Origin of the sequence: Agromyces atrinae (genome assembly GCF_013407835.1) — a bacterium.
In the GTDB taxonomy this organism is placed as follows: domain Bacteria; phylum Actinomycetota; class Actinomycetes; order Actinomycetales; family Microbacteriaceae; genus Agromyces; species Agromyces atrinae.
The window spans coordinates 3,302,482-3,318,877 of sequence record NZ_JACCBI010000001.1; the positions used below are offsets into that span (position 1 = coordinate 3,302,482).

Here is a 16,396-nt window from a genome sequence, read left to right on the forward strand (position 1 = left end):
GCCACCCGGACGCAGCACACAGGTGGCAGCGGTTGTCGTCGCCTTCAACTCAGTGGAACTGTTGAGAGAGAACCTCGCGAAGAACCCGCTTCCCGGAGTCGCGATCGTGGTGGTCGATAACTCGACCATTCAACTCGAGCGCGACGCAACTGAGCTGCTCGCGCAAGCAGAGGGGTGGCTCTACATTGCCATGTCCGAGAACGTCGGCTTTGGCTCGGCGTCGAATGCCGGAGCCGAAGCGGCGATCGACCGCGGATGCAGCCACGTTCTGCTTCTCAACCCTGATGCCTCCATCCGTGCAGATTCGCTCGATCAGCTGATCGAACAGGCGGATGACGACACAATACTTTCGCCGCTCATCCTGCGTCCCGACGGAAAGGTCTGGTTCCGAGGTGGAGAGCTCGATGTCTCGAAGGGCGTGGCGCGACACGCGGCCGCACCGGTCGATCCTGTGTGGCTCACCGGTGCGTGCATGTTGGTGCCGGCCCGCGCCTGGAGCAACCTCGGCGGATTCGATTCGCGCTACTTCCTTTACTGGGAAGACGTCGACCTGAGCTTCCGGTGGCGGGCGAGCGGCGGCGGCCTGCGCGTCGTCGAAACTGCGACGGCCCTTCATGACGCGGGCGGTACGCAAGGGCTTGAAGACGAGAAGTCTCCGACCTACTTCCGATACAACTGTCGAAATCGAATCCTCTTCGGCTTCCTCAATCTGCGCACATCCTCCGCCCTGTGGTGGTTCATCTCGAGCCCAAGGTATTGGCGACGCATGCTGCGGTCTGCGAACGTGCAGCCGGGACGACGCGGCGCAGCTCTGTCCGCCTCTATCCGAGGAACGACGGCTGGGCTCATTGCCGGTCTTCGAGCGAGGAAGCAGAAGTGAGCACAGGTTTCGAACGTGCCGTAGAGAAGGTTGTCCGCGAGGGCAACTGCTCCGGCTGCGGCGGATGCTCGATGCTGTCGAACCGAGTGGAGATGCGGTTGCGTGATGGTTTCATGCGGCCTCAGTTCACGCACGGTGCATTGGAATCGGAGCGCAACGCTGCAGCCGCCTTCCGTGAGGTGTGCCCAGGCCGATCGATGCGCGCCCCTGACGCCGGAGAATTCGAGTCTCACCCGACATTCGGTCGCTATGTTTCAGCATGGCGTGCTGTCGCCGTCGATGACGAGGTGCGGCACCGTGGCAGTAGCGCAGGAGTATTGACTGCACTCAGTACGTTCATCGTCGAGCAGAAGCTGGCTCCATCCGTCGCAGGAGCCGCGGCATCGGCTGCGTCTCCAACTCGCACGGTCCCCGTGACCATCCTTACCCGCAACGAAGCGCTCGCCGCTGCTGGATCTCGCTACGCCCCGGTCTCTGTCCTTCGGCCAGACCTGGGCGAAACGACAGCCGTCGTGGGGAAGCCGTGCGAGATATCGGCCCTCCGGCGCGTTCGCGAACGCGCCGGACAGGATGAGGCAGCTCAGCCCCTGACTCTGTCGTTCTTCTGTGCAGGAGTGCCGAGCCAGGACGCGACGAACCGACTCATCGTGTTGCTAGGTGCCGACGTCGACGACGTCACCGATCTCGCGTACCGTGGCGATGGATGGCCGGGATACTTCCGGGTGAACACACGCGACTCCTCTGAACGGCTCAGCTACGAGGAATCGTGGGGAGCGCACTTGGGCAAGGACCTGCAGTGGCGTTGCAAGGTGTGTCCTGACGGTACGGGCGCCGATGCGGACGTTGCGGTGGGTGACTACTGGCAGGCGGACGAAAGAGGATTTCCTGTTTTCGAGAACACAGCTGGCGTGTCTGTGGCCATCGCGCGGACCTCGCGAGGACATGCGCTCCTGCTCCGTGCTGCTGCTGAAGGCGCAATACGGCTTGAACCGATCGACCTCGAGGACGTGGCTAGAATCCAACCGCTGCAGGTGACCCGGAAGCGAACACTTCTGGGACGGCTGGTCGGTCGTCGTGTAGCAGGACGGAGCATTCCGTCGATGAAGGGCTATCGCTTGATTCGTTTGGCGAAGCCCTACGCGAAGAAGAACCTTCAGGCGGCGAGGGGAACTTTTGAGCGTTCGCTGCCCCGGCGTGTGAGAGCCATGGCGCGTCGAGTCCTCGAAGGTCGAGGCAAAGATGGCTAAGCCTCCTCGGTCGCTCGGAGAATCCGCGTTCCGCGGTGCAGCGGTGACGGGATTCGGGCAGCTTGCGCGAATACTCCTCCAGGTCCTGTCGATTATCGTGCTTGCCCGTCTCTTGAGCCCCGAGGATTACGGTCTCCTGGCGATGGTCACCGTGGTTATCGGGGTCGGCGAGCTATTCCGCGACTTCGGTCTGTCGTCTGCGGCTATCCAGTCGAAGACCCTCAGCAATGCGCAACGAAGTAATCTCTTCTGGCTCAATAGCGTGATCGGCGTCGTGCTGTCGCTCATCTGCTTCGCGGCAGCACCTTTGCTTTCGGTCCTATACGGTGATGCGAGGCTGACCCTCATCACACAGCTGTTGGCGACTACGTTCCTCATCAACGGAGTCGCGACCCAGTTCCGAGCCGACCTCAACAGATCGCTTAAGTTCGGAACCCTCAGCGTGATCGACGTCGTCAGCCAGTTCGTCGGTCTCGCTGTGGGCGTCGGCGCTGCGCTTCTTGGTGCGGAGTATTGGTCTCTGGTCGCCATGCAGGTCACAATCGCTCTCGTGAGTGCGACTGGCTCAGCCGTGTCGACGAGGTGGATGCCTCGGTGGTACAACCGGCAGGCTGACATCCGGCCGTTCTTCCGATTCGGTATCTCGCTGCTCGGCTCTCAACTCGTCAACTACGCAGGGAAGAACGCTGATTCGTTCGTCATCGGGTTGGCGCTCGGACCTGTTCAATTGGGCTTCTACAATCGAGCGTTCCAATTGCTGTTGCTTCCCTTGAACCAATTGCAGGCGCCCTCGACGCGCGTAGCCCTGCCGATATTGTCGAGACTTCAAGACGACAAGCCTCGCTTCGACGCGTTCATTCTTCAGGGTCAGACCGCGTTGCTCCATGTTGTCGCCGTTGTCCTCGCGTTCACCGCCTCACAAGCGACCGTGCTGTTCTCGTTCGTTCTCGGCGACCAGTGGGTTTCGGCCGCACCGCTGTTCCAGGCTCTGGCGATCGGCGGACTCGCGTCGATGGCAAACTACGCCTGCTACTGGGTGTTTCTTTCGAAGGGGCTCACGTCCAGCTACCTCGTCTTCTCCCTCATCACCCGCCCCTTCTTGATCGGAAGCGTCGTCGTGGGTTCGATGTTCGGGGCGCTCGGAGTCGCGATCGCATACTCCGCCGCGAGCTTTCTGCTCTGGCCGTGCACGCTGCTGTGGCTTCGGCGTGTATCGAACGCTCCCGTCGGTCGCATGTTCAGGGTCGGCATTCGCACGGTAGTCGTCTATGCCGTCGCAGGCGGCGCTGCGTTCGCCGTCGGTCTTCTGGTCGCAAACCTGCACCCGCTCTTCGTTCTTTCAATCTCTCTTCTCGCGTTTGTCGCGGCAGTCGCGGTGTGCGCTGTAATAGTTCCGAGCTTCCGCCGCGATCTGGCATCTCTCGCTGCGCTCCGGGTGTTCATGGGAGGGCGAAAGAAATGACCGTATTCACTCAGCCATCCCGTGGCTTCAAGTCGGTGGCCGTCGGCGCGTTCTGGGCCCTGGCCGTCGCTGCCGGTACAGCGGTTTTCGCTGTCGCGACCGTGCACACAGTTCAGCCCGTGCGATTTGCGTCGATCGTCGGCGTCGCTGCGATGATCGTCGGAATTGTCGTGCTCCTCCTCGTTCCGACATGGTCGTTGCCGGCCATCATGCTCGGCCTGTACGCGCTGGGAGTCTTCGCCGTCGTCACGTTGCCGGCTTCGCTTCCTCTACCACCGACCACACTGATTCTGATGCTCTGGGTTATTCGGCGCCTTCTGGACTCGTTGCGTCAGCATGCGAACGGTGCAGCGAGCGTGCCGCGGATCGGCAATTCGCATGTCGGTCTCTGGTCGGCATTGGCCCTCGGCGTCTGGGTTATCTTCACCTTGTTCGCTGGAGCTCTCGGAAGTCAGGGCCAAGGCTGGGCGATCAGTTTCTTCACCGCAGTCCTCGTCCCGGTCTGTGTTGGCTTCTCTGAGCGAGAAGCGCGCGCGTTGAAGTCCACATGGATTGCCCTGGGCGGCATCATCGGCTTCTACACTGTGATCGAGTCTGCTCTCCGTCAGAACTTCCTGTACTGGGCGCTCGGTATGCCAAGTTCGCAGCACTGGTCGATGTATCGAGCCGAGGGCCCTTTTGGTCATCCACTCCTCCTGTCGACGTTCCTCGTCGTCGCATTCGGCCTGGGAGTCGGCATGTGGCTGCAGTATGGCCGCAAATCGGCGCTCGTCGGAGGAGCACTTTCTTTAACCGGCGTGGTGATGTCCCTCTCTCGGGGAGCCATACTCGCTGCAATCGTCACGATTTTCGCCGTCTATCTGCTTGCGGGTGCCCGAAGCGAGGGGCGCAGCTCCAAACGTCTCGTCGGGCTTGGCGCGCTCGCGCTTGCAGGTGTGGTCACGGTCGTGTTCGGTACGTCCGTGGTCGACCGGTGGACGTCGACGGAGGCAGCCGGGTCCACTGATGCACGGGACGGCGGGTTCTCGGTTGCGCTCTCCGCTGCCGAATGGGGACATTGGCTCGGCACCGGGCCGGGTACTTCCGCAGTAGCGGCCCAGCAATTCGGATTCACGCTTCCGATCGAGAACTCGTACCTACAGATCCTCGTGAGTCTGGGCATTCCCGGGCTCGTCGTCTTCACTCTCCTGTGTGTCAGCGCTCTGAGCGTCACGATACGTCGAATCGATATCGCCGCGTTTGGCGGTCTTGTTGCGTACCTCGTCGCAATCGCCGGTTACAACCTCATCGACGACCGCCGGAGCGCACATGTGCTCCTCGGCTGTCTCCTCATCATCGCGCTCAACGCCGAGTGGGGACCTCGATCACGGGCAATCGCGCATAAGGAGGTGACCTATGCCGAGAGGTGATGTGTCAGCAGGCAAGATCCAGGTCGTGCATTTCGGTCCGCTCGGCGACCTGCCGGGTGGGATGGCTCAGGTCGTGAACGAGTACCTGTCGTGGGAGTACACGGGACTCAACTTGAGCGGCGTGCGCACCACGAAGGGGCGCGGAGATAGGCTTTCCGTCTTTCGGTGGCTGCGTTCGCTGGGCGTCGTTCTGGCGATGGCGTTCCGCCGTGATCGCGTGGCACTGGTTCACATCTCCGCTCGCGGTTCGTTTATTCGTGAGGGTTCGCTCGTCGTTCTCGCGCGTATGGCCAAAGTCCCGGTGGGTATCCACCTCCATGGCAGCGAGTTCGCGAAGTTCGCCGCGAAGAGCCCTCGTCTCGTGTCGTTCGTGTGTCGATCCGCGCTCACGGTCTTCGTCCTGACCGACGAGTCGAAGGGCATTGTGGAACGGCTCGTTGGCGGCAGCGGAGTGAGGGTAGTGAAGACGGTCAACGCGATACGAATACCTTCACGATCTGCCGTGAAGCAGAAGAACGTGCTGTTCTGCGGAGAGGTCGGTCATCGGAAGGGTGTCGATGTTCTCCTCGAGGCATGGGCGAAATCGATCGACTCGATGGACGGATGGAAACTGACGGTGGCCGGGCCGATGGCATCCGGATTTCATGTGAGCGATATTCCTCGTTGTGCGGAACTCGTCGGCGCTGTACCGCACAACGAGAGCATGAAGCTCCAGGCTCAGGCTGCCATCGCAGTGCTCCCGTCCCGCCACGAAGCGCTGCCCATGTTCCTGATCGAATCGATGGCCAATGGATGCGTGCCGGTGGGCACCCCTGTGGGCCAGGTGGCCGAGCTGATCGAAGGCATCGGCGACGTCGTTCCAGTTGGCGATGCTGATGCGCTGTCGCAGAGTCTCATCTCCCTTGCGACGAGCACTGATCTCGAGGACCGATCTGATGCGGCCCGCAGCAGAGTGCAGACGCGATACTCCGTCGAAAACGTTAGATCTGATCTGGAGCACGAGTGGACTGCGATGAGCGCGCGATGAGTGTTGCTGAGCCGATCCATCCTTCACTCGTAACCGTGATCGTGCCCGTGCGCAACGGGAGAGACCTCGTATCCGATCTCGTTGCCCGCCTCGTGGGCGCAGCAGATGAGCTGACCGAGGTCGTGATCGTCGAAGACCATTCGACCGATGACACCTGGGCTGTGCTTCATGAGGCGGTCCGTGGGCTCGATCAGTTCCGCGTTGTGCAGAATCCGCGATCAGCGGGAGTTGCGTCGGCGAGGAACTACGCGTTGACTCTCGCGCGCGGCGAGTTCGTGTGGTTCGCCGACGCTGATGACGAGTGGTCTCCGGAGATCATCCACTTACTGCGTTCGGCCGCCGAACGTACGGGGGCGGATGTTGTCGTGTGTCAAGCGCAGCTAGTAGGCGTCGGCCGCCAGGCCACTGTCATCGATGGCCTTCCCGACGAGCGCGCGCTGTCGCGTCGCGACGCCTGGATCGCGTTGCTCGGAGGAGAATTGCACGGCTATCTCTGGAGCAAGCTCTTCCGGCGACAGGTGCTGCTTGACAACTTGTTCAGCCTGTTGTCATCGCAGTCAGATTTCACAGGAGTCGCTCGCGCTATCTCACAGTCGGAGACCATCGCGTTCATTCCCGACGTCTTGTATCAACACGTGGTGCGGGAGGGGTCGATCACAAGATCTCGCCAGCATCGCGTCGACAACCTCGATGTGTGTGTGGCCGAGCTTCGTGCTCATCTCGTCGCCGATGCACCTGACCTCGTCGACTCCGCGCTCTACGCGTCGTTCGTGACGTGGTTCGTTCTCTTGCCGATGGCTGAGACGCCGGGCCGCGTAGGTGCACCTTTCGGCGTCGTCGTTGCTGAGAGCAGGCGCTCGAGAGCCCGTTTGCGTCAACTACCGCGTTCGGCATTCGATCAACTGCGACCATCCGTCCGGCGCCGAGCCCTGCTGGCGCGGACAGCCGGACCTTTCTATTCAGTGCCGCGTATGGCACTTCAGCGCGTAGCGCACATCAAGCGACGGAGGTCGTAGTGAGAATCGTATTCCTCATCACATCGCTACACGGAGGTGGTGCTGAGTTCGTTGCTCGGACCTGGGCGGACACTCTGCAGGCCGGTGGAGATGACGTCAGCATCGCCATCGCCTCGGGAAGTGCCGACGGTTCTGAGCGATGGACGAAGGTGCCGGTAACGGCGCTGGGTAGCGGCCGGTCAGCGCAGATCAAGGCGTTACGATCGCTCCTTGCCATGGAGCGTGTCGATGTTGTCGTCTCGCTTCAGACGTATCCCAATCTGATCGCGCTCACGGCTCTGCGCTCTCTGGGCGACGGGCACAGGCCGTTGCATCTCATTAGCGAGCGCAATCTGGTCTCACTCGGCATGAAGGGTGCCTCGCGAAGCCACAGGCTGAAGATCGCCGTTGCGCGTCGTTTGTACCGGCGAGCCGATCATGCAGTCGCAATTTCGCACCCCGTAGCGGCTGAGCTCGTCAGTTGGTTCAATGTCGACGGTGACAAGTGCACTGTCGTCCCCAATCCCGCCACCTCGAAGCCCGGATTGCTTGAGCCCACCTACGTGAAGGCCGTGAACGCAACCGACACGATCACTTTGGTGCTTCCGTCGAGGCTGGTCAAACAGAAGCAGCCGCTGCTGGCACTTCACGTCGCACACGAACTGAACCGACGCGGACTTGCGGCTCGAGTAGTGAGCTTCGGAGAAGGCCCTTTGCTCGATGCCTGTTTTCGGACCGCTCGCGAGTTGAACGTCGAGTTCGAACACGCGGGCTGGGAGGAAGAGTGGTTTGTGAAAACCCCATCGAACTCCGTGGTCCTGCTGCCGTCGCTTCGTGAGGGGTTCGGAAATGTTCTCGTCGAGGCTGCGTGCGCCGGACTTCCTTCAGTTGCGCTTTCGGCTGCGCTTGGTACCGCCGACGCTGTCGTTCCTGGTCTCTCCGGCCAGCTCTCGGCAAGCGCGGATCCGGCCGTCATCGCGGATGCTGTGCTCGCGTGCGCTGAGCTAAGCGAATCCGATCTCTACCCGTGGTTGAGCCGCTTCACCCCAGAGTCGAGCACGAAGGATCTGCGCGATCTCGTCGTGCGTTTGCAGTCCCGCGTGGTTAGTGGACGTTGATGATGCCCAGCGACCCTCAGCGCATCCGAGTAATGCTCTCCGTCGCGCCTCCCGAGGCAGGTGCTACTCGCTTCGTCGATCACATGGTCGAGGGTGCAGCTCCAGGAGTGGAGATTCGCTTTTTCCGTTGGAAGGACGCACTCCGCGGTGGATACGACGTCTTCCATTTGCATTGGCCGGAGCGCTTGGTTCGTCGCGGCGTCTTTAGGACCCTCGTACTTCTGACCTTGCTGAAGATACGCCGAGTCGCTCTCGTGCGCACCTTGCACAATGTGCGCCCGCACGAGCCGGGTGGGCGGTTCGAGGCGAGTCTTCTCCATCTCATCGATCGCCGAACCGATCTATTCATCAGGCTCAACGACTTCACCGAGGTGCCAGGCGCGGCGGGCGTCGTCACAATTCCTCATCCCCACTATCTCAATCGAGTTGATGGGTCGGAGTTCACACTGACCCGTGGACGCGTGCTCTACTTTGGGATCATTCGTCCTTACAAAGGCGTTGATGACCTGCTCGCGGCATTCGGGCAGACGTCCGCCGCCGACCTCAGCTTGAGGTTCGTTGGAAGCGCCAAGGGTGACCGAGGAGATTCGATTCGATCGGCTGAGGAGCTCGACTCGCGTATCTCGTCACGCCTTGCATATGTTCCAGACGACGAATTGATGGCTGAGATCGCGAGCTCCGAGCTCGTGGTGCTCCCGCACCGAGATATGCACAATTCGGGCTCGACTTTCCTCGTACTCTCGCTGCAGAAGCCGGTGCTTCTGCCGAGGAACCCCATCAACGAGGCACTTATCGCCGAAGTAGGTGAGGGCTGGATCTATCTATACGACGATGATCTGAAGGCTTCAGATATTGAGGCTGCACTGACTCGCGTCCAACATGAACCGCGGGACGCCCCGGATCTGTCGCGACGGGATTGGAAGCGCATTGGCTTTCAGCTGAGGGATGCCTACGCCGACGCCGTTCGAGTTGTTCGGCAAACTCGATCGTGAGAGTCGACCTGAGCTTTCCATCATTGCTGCGTATAAAAATGGCAATCCCGACCCCCTGGAGCGCTTAGCAATGAACGGACGCTTGGCAGCGATCGACATCATTCGCGGTTTCTGCATCTTCAGTATGGTTGCGGGCCATCTCGCTGCCGGCACTGCTTTCTCTCGTGCACTTCACATCATCCCCGCATTTGACGCGCCTCGGGATTCGTGCTGCTGTCGGGGGTCGTGCTCGGCATCTTGCAGAGCAAGCGATTCTCCGTCGCCGGTTTAAGGAAGGTTCAGGGCGCGACTCTTCGCCGTGTCGTTGTCATAGTCGTCGCGCAGTATTCAATCGTTCTGCTTGGACTGATCGCTGCATTCAGCGCTACGCGTGAGCATCGCAACTTGCCGCCAGTTCGAGATCTAGGACTGCCTGATCTGTTGTGGGGAGTGTTCTCGTTCCATCTTTCGCCTCCTGCGGGAAGCGTCCTTCGTCTCTACGTCATCCTGATGCTTCTGGCTCTGTTCACGTATTTTCTCCTAGCCCGAGGCTGGTGGATTGGAGCCCTTGCATTCGCGGTAGCTCTATACGGGGCGGGATATGTGTTTCCACAGGCAACCGCGTTCACGCGGTTTGACGGCGGAATTGGCGCCAATTGGGCCACATGGCAGCTCATGTTTACGGTTGCGCTCGTCATTGGTTGGTACTGGCGTCGAAACCTTGTGGCAGAAAGACTGACAAAGGCATCGGCCTGGGTCGCAGTGATTTGTACCGGCTTCGTGGTGCTTGCGTACATAGGTGAGATACAGACGCCGCGGCTCTTCACCAAGGTGATGTTTGCGCCCGGCACGATCGTGAACGCATTCGCGGTTGTCACCCTGATGTTCATAGTTGTGACATGGACGCTGCGTGTTCTGCCACGTTGGGTCTTTCGGCCGATTGAGCTCATCGGAAGCAGAAGTTTGGACGGGTACCTCATCCAGGCTGCAGTTGCGGTGGTCGTGCCGAGCTTCGTCGTCTATGCGAACGACTCGCAGTTCGCGCTTATGTTAGCTCTCGCCACGCTAGCGACATGCTGGGGTTGGGCCGAGATGAGACTGTGGAATCGAAATCGGCTCCGATCGCACTCACTTCCCGACGACTACGTACGTAGGACCGGCTCACGAACCGAGCTCGCAACGGATGGTCATATTCAGCCGGGCACCGAGGTCAGACGCTGAACTGGAAGCACGCGTGGGGATGGCGGCGACTGATCCCCTTTGAACCTGCCGAGGGAAGCCGTGGCACAGCGGTCTCTGTGGCGGATAACTCCGGCTCGGAGCGTCCGCTATCGGCCTTGGTCAGAAGCTTTCAGCACAAATGACCTGAGTTCGGATGCGTAAACCGAGTACGGACGAGAGCGTGCAAATGAGCGGACTCGATTCATCTGTTCGCGGAGCTCGTCGGGGTCCGCCATGAGGGAGGCAACACCAGCTCGAAGCGATTCGGCATCGCCAGGTTCCACGAGCGCTGCAGCGAGTTCTTCGTATCCGCGAATACCACTGACCCTCGTAGCTATGACGGGTGTTCCGTACGTAGCCGCGGTCATGAGACGAACGTGACCCGCACTCAACCGACGCTCTTTGAGGGCGACGATGAGGAGTTGCGAGTGCGCGAGTTTCTCGTCGTGCTCCGCGCGAGGAATGTTGCTGCGCATCTCGATTCCTGCGTGCCCGGCTGCCTCCGAATGCTCGTCGAACTCTGACCGTTTGCACGCGATGGTGAGTGGCCAGTTCTGGCCTTCGGCCGCTTGGATGACCGTACTCCAGTCGCATGAGTTCTTGCCGGTCGATAAGTAGCCCACTCGACCGTCCGGACTCCACTCACGTGGTTCCGTGACGACACGGTCATCGAAGTAGTAGAACGGAATGAGCTTCAGCCGTTCGGGGGCGATCTTGTATCGGCTGGCGTAGTCGTCACGCTCCCACGCGGTCATGACTTGTGCGCCTAGCAGCGCTCGAGGAAGGAATAGTCGGTAGCCGTTTGTCGTCAGCCATCCACGCAAGCCTCGCCGCGTTCCGGGTAGGAACTCTGAGAGAACAAGCTTGCGTTGACGCGTCAGCACAAGGAGTGCAGCGAGGAGGACGAGACCCACTGGGGAACGTTTTCCCTCGTTCGTCAGAATCACATCGGCGGAGCGAGCAGCTCTGAATAGCTGCCAGGTCGCCTGCAGTGCGCTTGACGCTCCCCGAGTCGGGTCTGTTGCGCCAACGAGAGCGCCGTAGGTGATGTCGCTGATTGCTCGCGTCATGAAGTCCTCTCGATTTCTAGTTGAGAGAGGTAGTCGTTGAGGGCGACTGCGCCGTCTGCTGGTGTGTATCCCGTTGCGGTGATCTTGGAGAGATCGAGCGTGCTGTGGGCCGGGCGGGGGGCCACTGGAGCGGCCGCGTTGGCAAAGTACTCCACGGTACTGACTGGAGTAACGTCGGTGATGCTGCGACCTGCAGATGCGTAGACAAGCTGCGCAATCTGCGCCCACGTCAATACTGGTCCTCCACTCGAAATGTTGTAGGTGCCGTAGGCCGGACGCACAGCGAGGAGATGTTCCACCGCCTCAGCGATGTCGCTGGCAAATGTGAGCCGACCACGCTGATCGTCTACGACTGAAGGCGAAACGCCGCGTTGGGCAAGATTCCACATCGTACGGACAAAGTTGTTGCCGTCCCCGATTACCCAGCTTGTGCGGAGGATGTAGTGGTTCGGAAGCATTGCGATGATTGCATCGCCGGCGGCTTTGGTCTGGCCATAGACGCCGAGAGGGTTCACCCGCTCATCCTCGCTGTACGCCGCCTGTCCTGTGCCGTCGAAGACGTAGTCGCTCGAAATGTGCACAACGGTCAGCCGATGGCGGAGGGACAGACGAGCGAGGTCAGCTACGCCGCTGACGTTGCTTCGCCATGCGTCGCTGCGACCGAGCTCAGTTTCGGCCGTATCGACCGCAGTGTAGGCCGATGCGTTGATGATCGTGTCGTAGTCCCGCCAATTGCGTACCGTTTCGAGGTCAGTCGTTCCCAGCTCGATGTCGGAGCGTTGCGCGAACTCAAACCTGGAGTTGCCCGCGAAGCGCGCTGCAAGGGCGCGGCCCAACTGTCCACCCGCGCCGAGCACCAGCGTCCGACGCGGCTCGAACGGGGTCACATCGGCGAGGCGGGGGTGGCTCCTGTCTTTATCTGAAAGCTCGGCGCCTTCAAGTGCTATCGGCCAATCGATCGCCGCGGCTTCGTCTGCGAGGTTCAGGAACGTGTATTGAGCATCCGCTGCCCAGTGGTCGTTGACGAGGTAGCTGTAGGCCGTGTGATCTTCGAGAGTCTGGAAGGCGTTCCCAACGCCGCGCGGAACGAAGATCGCGCGGGAAGGGTCGATCTCAGCTGTGAAGACCGTGCCGAAAGTTGGGCCGCGGCGCAGATCTACCCAGGCTCCGAAGATTCGACCTGTCGCGACCGAGACGAACTTATCCCACGGCTCGGCGTGAATGCCGCGTGTGGTGCCGCGCGAGTCGTTGTAGGAGATGTTGTTCTGGACGGGGCCAAAGTCAGGCAGACCTGCCGTGAGCATCTTCTCCCGCTGCCAATTCTCTTTGAACCATCCGCGGTTGTCGCCGTGCACGGGAAGCTCGTAGACCGTGAGCCCGGGGATGGTCGTCGGTATTCCGGTGAGTGTCTTCTGGAAGTCCATGCCTGCTTGTCGCCGATCTGTGGGGTCTAGTGGCCGCGGGCGGCGTAGAAGGACTCAGTTGCAGCCTTGGCGGGAGACCACCAGCTGCGGTTGTTGCGATACCAGTCGATGGTGTGCGCGATGCCTGTTTCAAAGTCGCCGAATGAGGGACTCCAACCTAGCTCGGTGCGAAGCTTCGTGGAATCGATTGCATAGCGGAGATCATGACCGGGGCGGTCCGTGACGTGTTCGAAGTCATCCTCGGGGTTTCCCGTGAGGCGGAGGATTAGGCGTACGACATCGAGGTTCGACTTCTCGCCATCGGCGCCGATGAGATACGTCTCGCCGATACTGCCCCGTTCGAGGATCGAGAGCACGGCGGACGAGTGGTCCTCGGCATGGATCCAGTCGCGGACGTTCAGACCAGCGCCGTAGAGTTTCGGCCGAACCCCGTCAAGAACGTTCGTGATCTGCCGGGGGATGAACTTCTCGACGTGCTGGTAAGGACCGTAGTTGTTCGAGCAATTTGAGATTGTCGCTCGGACGCCGAAGGATCGTGCCCAGGCGCGGACCAGTAAATCGCTGCCCGCTTTCGTTGATGAATACGGGGATGAAGGGTTGTACGGAGTCGACTCGGTGAAACGCTCGGGATCATCCAACTCGAGGTCCCCATATACCTCGTCGGTAGAGATGTGGTGGTACCGCGTCTCGTGACGACGCACTGCTTCCAGCAATGTGTAGGTACCGATGATGTTCGTGTCGAGGAAAGGGCGAGGGTTGTCTAGTGAGTTGTCGTTGTGAGACTCCGCTGCGTAGTGGATGACGGCATCGGTCTCGGCGACGAGGCTGTCGACAAGTGGAGCATTTGTTATGTCGCCATGCACGAACGACACCCGTGATTCGGGAAGACCAGCGAGTGACGCCAGATTGCCCGCATACGTCAATGAGTCGAGCACGGTTACGTGATGCTCGGTGTGCTCGATGACGTGGTGGACGAAGTTCGAGCCGATGAAACCTGCACCACCGGTGACGAGGAGCGCAGTCACGATCAGCGTCCCCTCTGCAGGGTGTCGAGCAGATACCGACCATAGCCAGACTTGACGAGGGTCTCCGCTCGAGTGCGCAGTTCATCGTCAGTTAGGAAGCCCTCGCGCCACGCGACTTCTTCGGGCACCCCGATACGTAGTCCCGTGCGACGTTCCATCGTGCGCACGTAGTCGGCTGCATCGGTCATCTGGTCGAAGGTGCCGGTGTCGAGCCAGGCCGTTCCGCGAGGGAGTACCTCGACGGCGAGAGCCCCGCGTTCGAGATAGGTACGATTCACGTCGGTGATCTCCAATTCGCCTCGCGGTGAGGGGCGCAGGCCCCGGGCGATCTCGACCACGCCATTGTCGTAGAAGTAGAGCCCGGGTACTGCGTAGTTGCTTTTCGGCTTGAGGGGCTTCTCCTCGAGCGAGACAGCCCGTCCCTCGCCGTCGAACTCAACTACACCGTATGCGGAGGGCTCAGCAACCCAGTACGCGAACACCGCGCCGCCGTCGATGTTTGCAAAGCGCTTGAGCTGCGAGCCTAAGCCGGGCCCGTAGAGGAGGTTGTCGCCGAGCGCGAGGGCGACCCGATCAGTACCAATGAAATCTGCACCGATCGTGAACGCTTGTGCGAGTCCGTCTGGAGATGGCTGCACTGCGAACGACAGCTCGATTCCGAACTGTGAGCCGTCCCCCAGCAGTCTTCTGAATTGGTCCGCGTCGTGCGGCGTCGTGATTACGAGAATCTCCTTCACGCCAGCAAGCATCAAGGTCGAGAGCGGGTAGTACACCATCGGCTTGTCATAGACAGGAACGAGTTGCTTCGAAACGCCGAGAGTAATGGGATGCAGTCGCGTGCCAGACCCGCCGGCCAGAATGATGCCTTTCACAGCTTCGATACTGGCAGTTCGGCACTCAGACGCCGCATTACGTGAGTAGTTGTTGCACGACGTTAACGTCGTGAGGTCCGGCCATCTTCCGTAAGCGCTTGCATTCTCTGTAGACTCGGCGACGCTGCCGTGCCCTTTCCTCGCGGCGGCCGAGCCGATGGGGAGATGCAGTGCTGCAGCAGGTCGAGAGCCGGGTTCGCGCATCTGCTGCGCGCCCGGCCGACGATTGGCGTCGGCGCTATGCCTGGCAGCTCACGATCACCGATGCGCTCGTTCTGATCTGGGTCGTGGTGGGCGCGCAGTTCGCCTGGCTCGGTCTCGACCGAACGGCCGTCGGCTTCAGTGGCTCGCGAGACGACATCGCGATCAGCTACACCGCCGTCTCGATCGGCATCATCGTGATGTGGATGTGTGCGCTGCACGTCTACGGGTCGCGGGGCTTTCGGGTCGCGGGTGCGGGCACGGTCGAGTACAAGCTCGTCGCCGATGCGACGGTGCGCGTGTTCGGCGTCGTCGCGATCGTCGCCTTCCTCGTGAAGCTCGACTTGGCGCGCGGCTACGTGCTCATCTCCTTTCCGCTGGGCCTCGCCGTGCTGATCGCGTCGCGATGGCTCTGGCGGCAATGGCTCGCGGTGAAGCGACTCGATGGGCAGTTCACCTCGACGGTCCTGCTGGTGGGCACGTCGTCGTCATCCGCCGTCATCGCGCGTGAACTCGCGCGTGCACCCCGCGCCGGCTACCGCGTCGTCGGTGCGTGCGTACCGATCGCCGACGAGGCCGAGACCCTATCGGGCACGAGTGTTCCGATCATCGGCACTCTCGACTCTGCGCTCGAGACGATGACCGCAACCGGTGCCGACACACTCGTGATTACCGGCGCCGACGAGCTGACTCCTGTGCGGGTGCGCGAACTGAGCTGGGGCCTCGAGCCGGGGCGGCAGCATCTCGTCGTCGCGCCCGGCCTGGTCGATATCGGCGGCCCTCGCATCCACACGCGACCCGTCTCCGGTCTGCCACTGCTCCACGTCGAGACGCCGCGCTTCGAGGGGTCGAAGCTCTACATGAAACGCCTGCTCGACATCGTCGTCTCGTTCGTTCTCGTGGTCGTGCTCGCGCCCCTCTTCGTCATCCTCGCCATCGCGATCAAGACGACGAGCGCAGGCCCGGTGTTCTACCGGCAGGAGCGCATCGGGCGCCGGGGGGCGCCCTTCTCGATGCTGAAATTCCGTTCGATGCAGGTCGATGCCGATGATCGACTCGACGCGCTGCTCGCCGAGCAGGGCTCCACGGGCGAACCGTTGTTCAAGGTGCGCAACGATCCCCGCGTGACCCGTATCGGCGCGACGCTGCGCCGCTACTCGCTCGACGAGCTACCGCAGCTGTTCAACGTGCTGACGGGAACGATGAGTCTCGTGGGGCCGCGGCCCCAGCGCGAGGGAGAGGTGGCGCTGTACGACTCGACGGCGCACCGCCGGCTGCTGGTTCCGCCCGGTATGACCGGGCTGTGGCAGGTGAGCGGGCGGTCGAAGCTCGCGTGGGAAGACGCCCTGAGGCTCGACCTCTACTACGTCGAGAACTGGTCGCTCACGAACGATCTCGCGATTCTGCTGCAAACCGTTCGCGTCGTCGTTCGACCCGGCGACGGTGAGGTTCAGTGACCGATCTCGCCGGCGGT

14 protein-coding genes are annotated in these 16,396 nt (G+C 61.3%); 10 read left to right on the plus strand and 4 right to left on the minus strand.

All coding sequences use genetic code 11. The annotated features are described in order from the left end of the window. Positions 1–22: 22 nt before the first annotated feature. The 9 genes from BJ972_RS15240 to opgC all read left to right on the plus strand — a co-directional run bounded on the left by BJ972_RS15240 (position 23) and on the right by opgC (position 10,330). The gene (locus BJ972_RS15240; RefSeq protein WP_164989942.1) at positions 23–880 is read left to right on the plus strand and encodes a glycosyltransferase; all 858 of its coding nucleotides are present in this window, start codon (positions 23–25) and stop codon (positions 878–880) included. Continuing rightward, a complete protein-coding gene (locus BJ972_RS15245; protein WP_129175396.1) occupies positions 877–2,127 on the plus strand; it encodes a Coenzyme F420 hydrogenase/dehydrogenase, beta subunit C-terminal domain in 1,251 nt (416 codons plus the stop codon). The genes BJ972_RS15240 and BJ972_RS15245 overlap by 4 nt, the downstream gene beginning before the upstream one ends. Next, positions 2,120–3,589: a lipopolysaccharide biosynthesis protein gene (locus BJ972_RS15250; protein ID WP_129175398.1), complete on the plus strand. Its 1,470-nt coding sequence runs from the start codon at positions 2,120–2,122 to the stop codon at positions 3,587–3,589. Before BJ972_RS15245 ends, BJ972_RS15250 begins: the two co-directional genes overlap by 8 nt. After that, a complete protein-coding gene (locus tag BJ972_RS15255) occupies positions 3,586–4,998 on the plus strand; it encodes an O-antigen ligase family protein (protein WP_129175400.1) in 1,413 nt (470 codons plus the stop codon). The genes BJ972_RS15250 and BJ972_RS15255 overlap by 4 nt, the downstream gene beginning before the upstream one ends. Next, on the plus strand, positions 4,985–6,025 hold the full coding sequence (locus BJ972_RS15260; protein ID WP_129175402.1) for a glycosyltransferase family 4 protein: 1,041 nt from the start codon (positions 4,985–4,987) through the stop codon (positions 6,023–6,025). Before BJ972_RS15255 ends, BJ972_RS15260 begins: the two co-directional genes overlap by 14 nt. Further along, complete coding sequence (locus tag BJ972_RS15265) at positions 6,022–7,041, plus strand: glycosyltransferase family 2 protein (RefSeq protein WP_129175404.1); 1,020 nt, start codon at positions 6,022–6,024, stop codon at positions 7,039–7,041. The genes BJ972_RS15260 and BJ972_RS15265 overlap by 4 nt, the downstream gene beginning before the upstream one ends. Next, positions 7,041–8,138 carry a glycosyltransferase gene (locus tag BJ972_RS17760; RefSeq protein WP_129175406.1) on the plus strand — a complete coding sequence of 366 codons (1,098 nt, stop codon included), beginning with the start codon at positions 7,041–7,043 and terminating at the stop codon, positions 8,136–8,138. The genes BJ972_RS15265 and BJ972_RS17760 overlap by 1 nt, the downstream gene beginning before the upstream one ends. Positions 8,139–8,170: 32 nt before the next feature. Further along, positions 8,171–9,130 carry a glycosyltransferase family protein gene (locus tag BJ972_RS15275; protein ID WP_129175408.1) on the plus strand — a complete coding sequence of 320 codons (960 nt, stop codon included), beginning with the start codon at positions 8,171–8,173 and terminating at the stop codon, positions 9,128–9,130. 207 nt (positions 9,131–9,337) lie between these two features. Then, positions 9,338–10,330: an OpgC domain-containing protein gene (gene opgC, locus BJ972_RS15280; RefSeq protein ID WP_129175410.1), complete on the plus strand. Its 993-nt coding sequence runs from the start codon at positions 9,338–9,340 to the stop codon at positions 10,328–10,330. Positions 10,331–10,437: 107 nt separating this feature from the next. Here the strand turns inward: opgC and BJ972_RS15285 are convergent, their stop codons facing one another. The 4 genes from BJ972_RS15285 to rfbA form a co-directional block, all read right to left on the minus strand. Beyond that, positions 10,438–11,085: a glycosyltransferase gene (locus BJ972_RS15285; protein ID WP_129175412.1), complete on the minus strand. Its 648-nt coding sequence runs from the start codon at positions 11,083–11,085 to the stop codon at positions 10,438–10,440. Between the two features lie 311 nt (positions 11,086–11,396). Continuing rightward, on the minus strand, positions 11,397–12,824 hold the full coding sequence (locus BJ972_RS15290) for a sugar nucleotide-binding protein (protein ID WP_129175414.1): 1,428 nt from the start codon (positions 12,822–12,824) through the stop codon (positions 11,397–11,399). 26 nt (positions 12,825–12,850) lie between these two features. Continuing rightward, on the minus strand, positions 12,851–13,849 hold the full coding sequence (gene rfbB, locus BJ972_RS15295; RefSeq protein ID WP_129175417.1) for a dTDP-glucose 4,6-dehydratase: 999 nt from the start codon (positions 13,847–13,849) through the stop codon (positions 12,851–12,853). A gap of 2 nt (positions 13,850–13,851) precedes the next feature. Continuing rightward, complete coding sequence (gene rfbA, locus BJ972_RS15300; protein ID WP_129175419.1) at positions 13,852–14,721, minus strand: glucose-1-phosphate thymidylyltransferase RfbA; 870 nt, start codon at positions 14,719–14,721, stop codon at positions 13,852–13,854. A gap of 170 nt (positions 14,722–14,891) precedes the next feature. Here rfbA and BJ972_RS15305 point away from each other — a divergent pair, with 170 nt between their 5' ends. Further along, a complete protein-coding gene (locus BJ972_RS15305; protein WP_241830826.1) occupies positions 14,892–16,379 on the plus strand; it encodes a sugar transferase in 1,488 nt (495 codons plus the stop codon). Positions 16,380–16,396 lie beyond the last annotated feature (17 nt).

Bases quoted from the DNA above. Each gene is read 5' to 3' on its own strand.
- BJ972_RS15250 (WP_129175398.1), top strand. From the start codon at position 2,120: ATGGCTAAGCCTCCTCGGTCGCTCGGAGAATCCGCGTTCCGCGGTGCA.
- BJ972_RS15255 (WP_129175400.1), top strand. From the start codon at position 3,586: ATGACCGTATTCACTCAGCCATCCCGTGGCTTCAAGTCGGTGGCCGTC.
- BJ972_RS15260 (WP_129175402.1), top strand. From the start codon at position 4,985: ATGCCGAGAGGTGATGTGTCAGCAGGCAAGATCCAGGTCGTGCATTTC.
- BJ972_RS15265 (WP_129175404.1), top strand. From the start codon at position 6,022: ATGAGTGTTGCTGAGCCGATCCATCCTTCACTCGTAACCGTGATCGTG.
- BJ972_RS15275 (WP_129175408.1), top strand. From the start codon at position 8,171: ATGCTCTCCGTCGCGCCTCCCGAGGCAGGTGCTACTCGCTTCGTCGAT.
- BJ972_RS15285 (WP_129175412.1), bottom strand. From the start codon at position 11,085: ATGACCGCGTGGGAGCGTGACGACTACGCCAGCCGATACAAGATCGCC.
- BJ972_RS15290 (WP_129175414.1), bottom strand. From the start codon at position 12,824: ATGGACTTCCAGAAGACACTCACCGGAATACCGACGACCATCCCCGGG.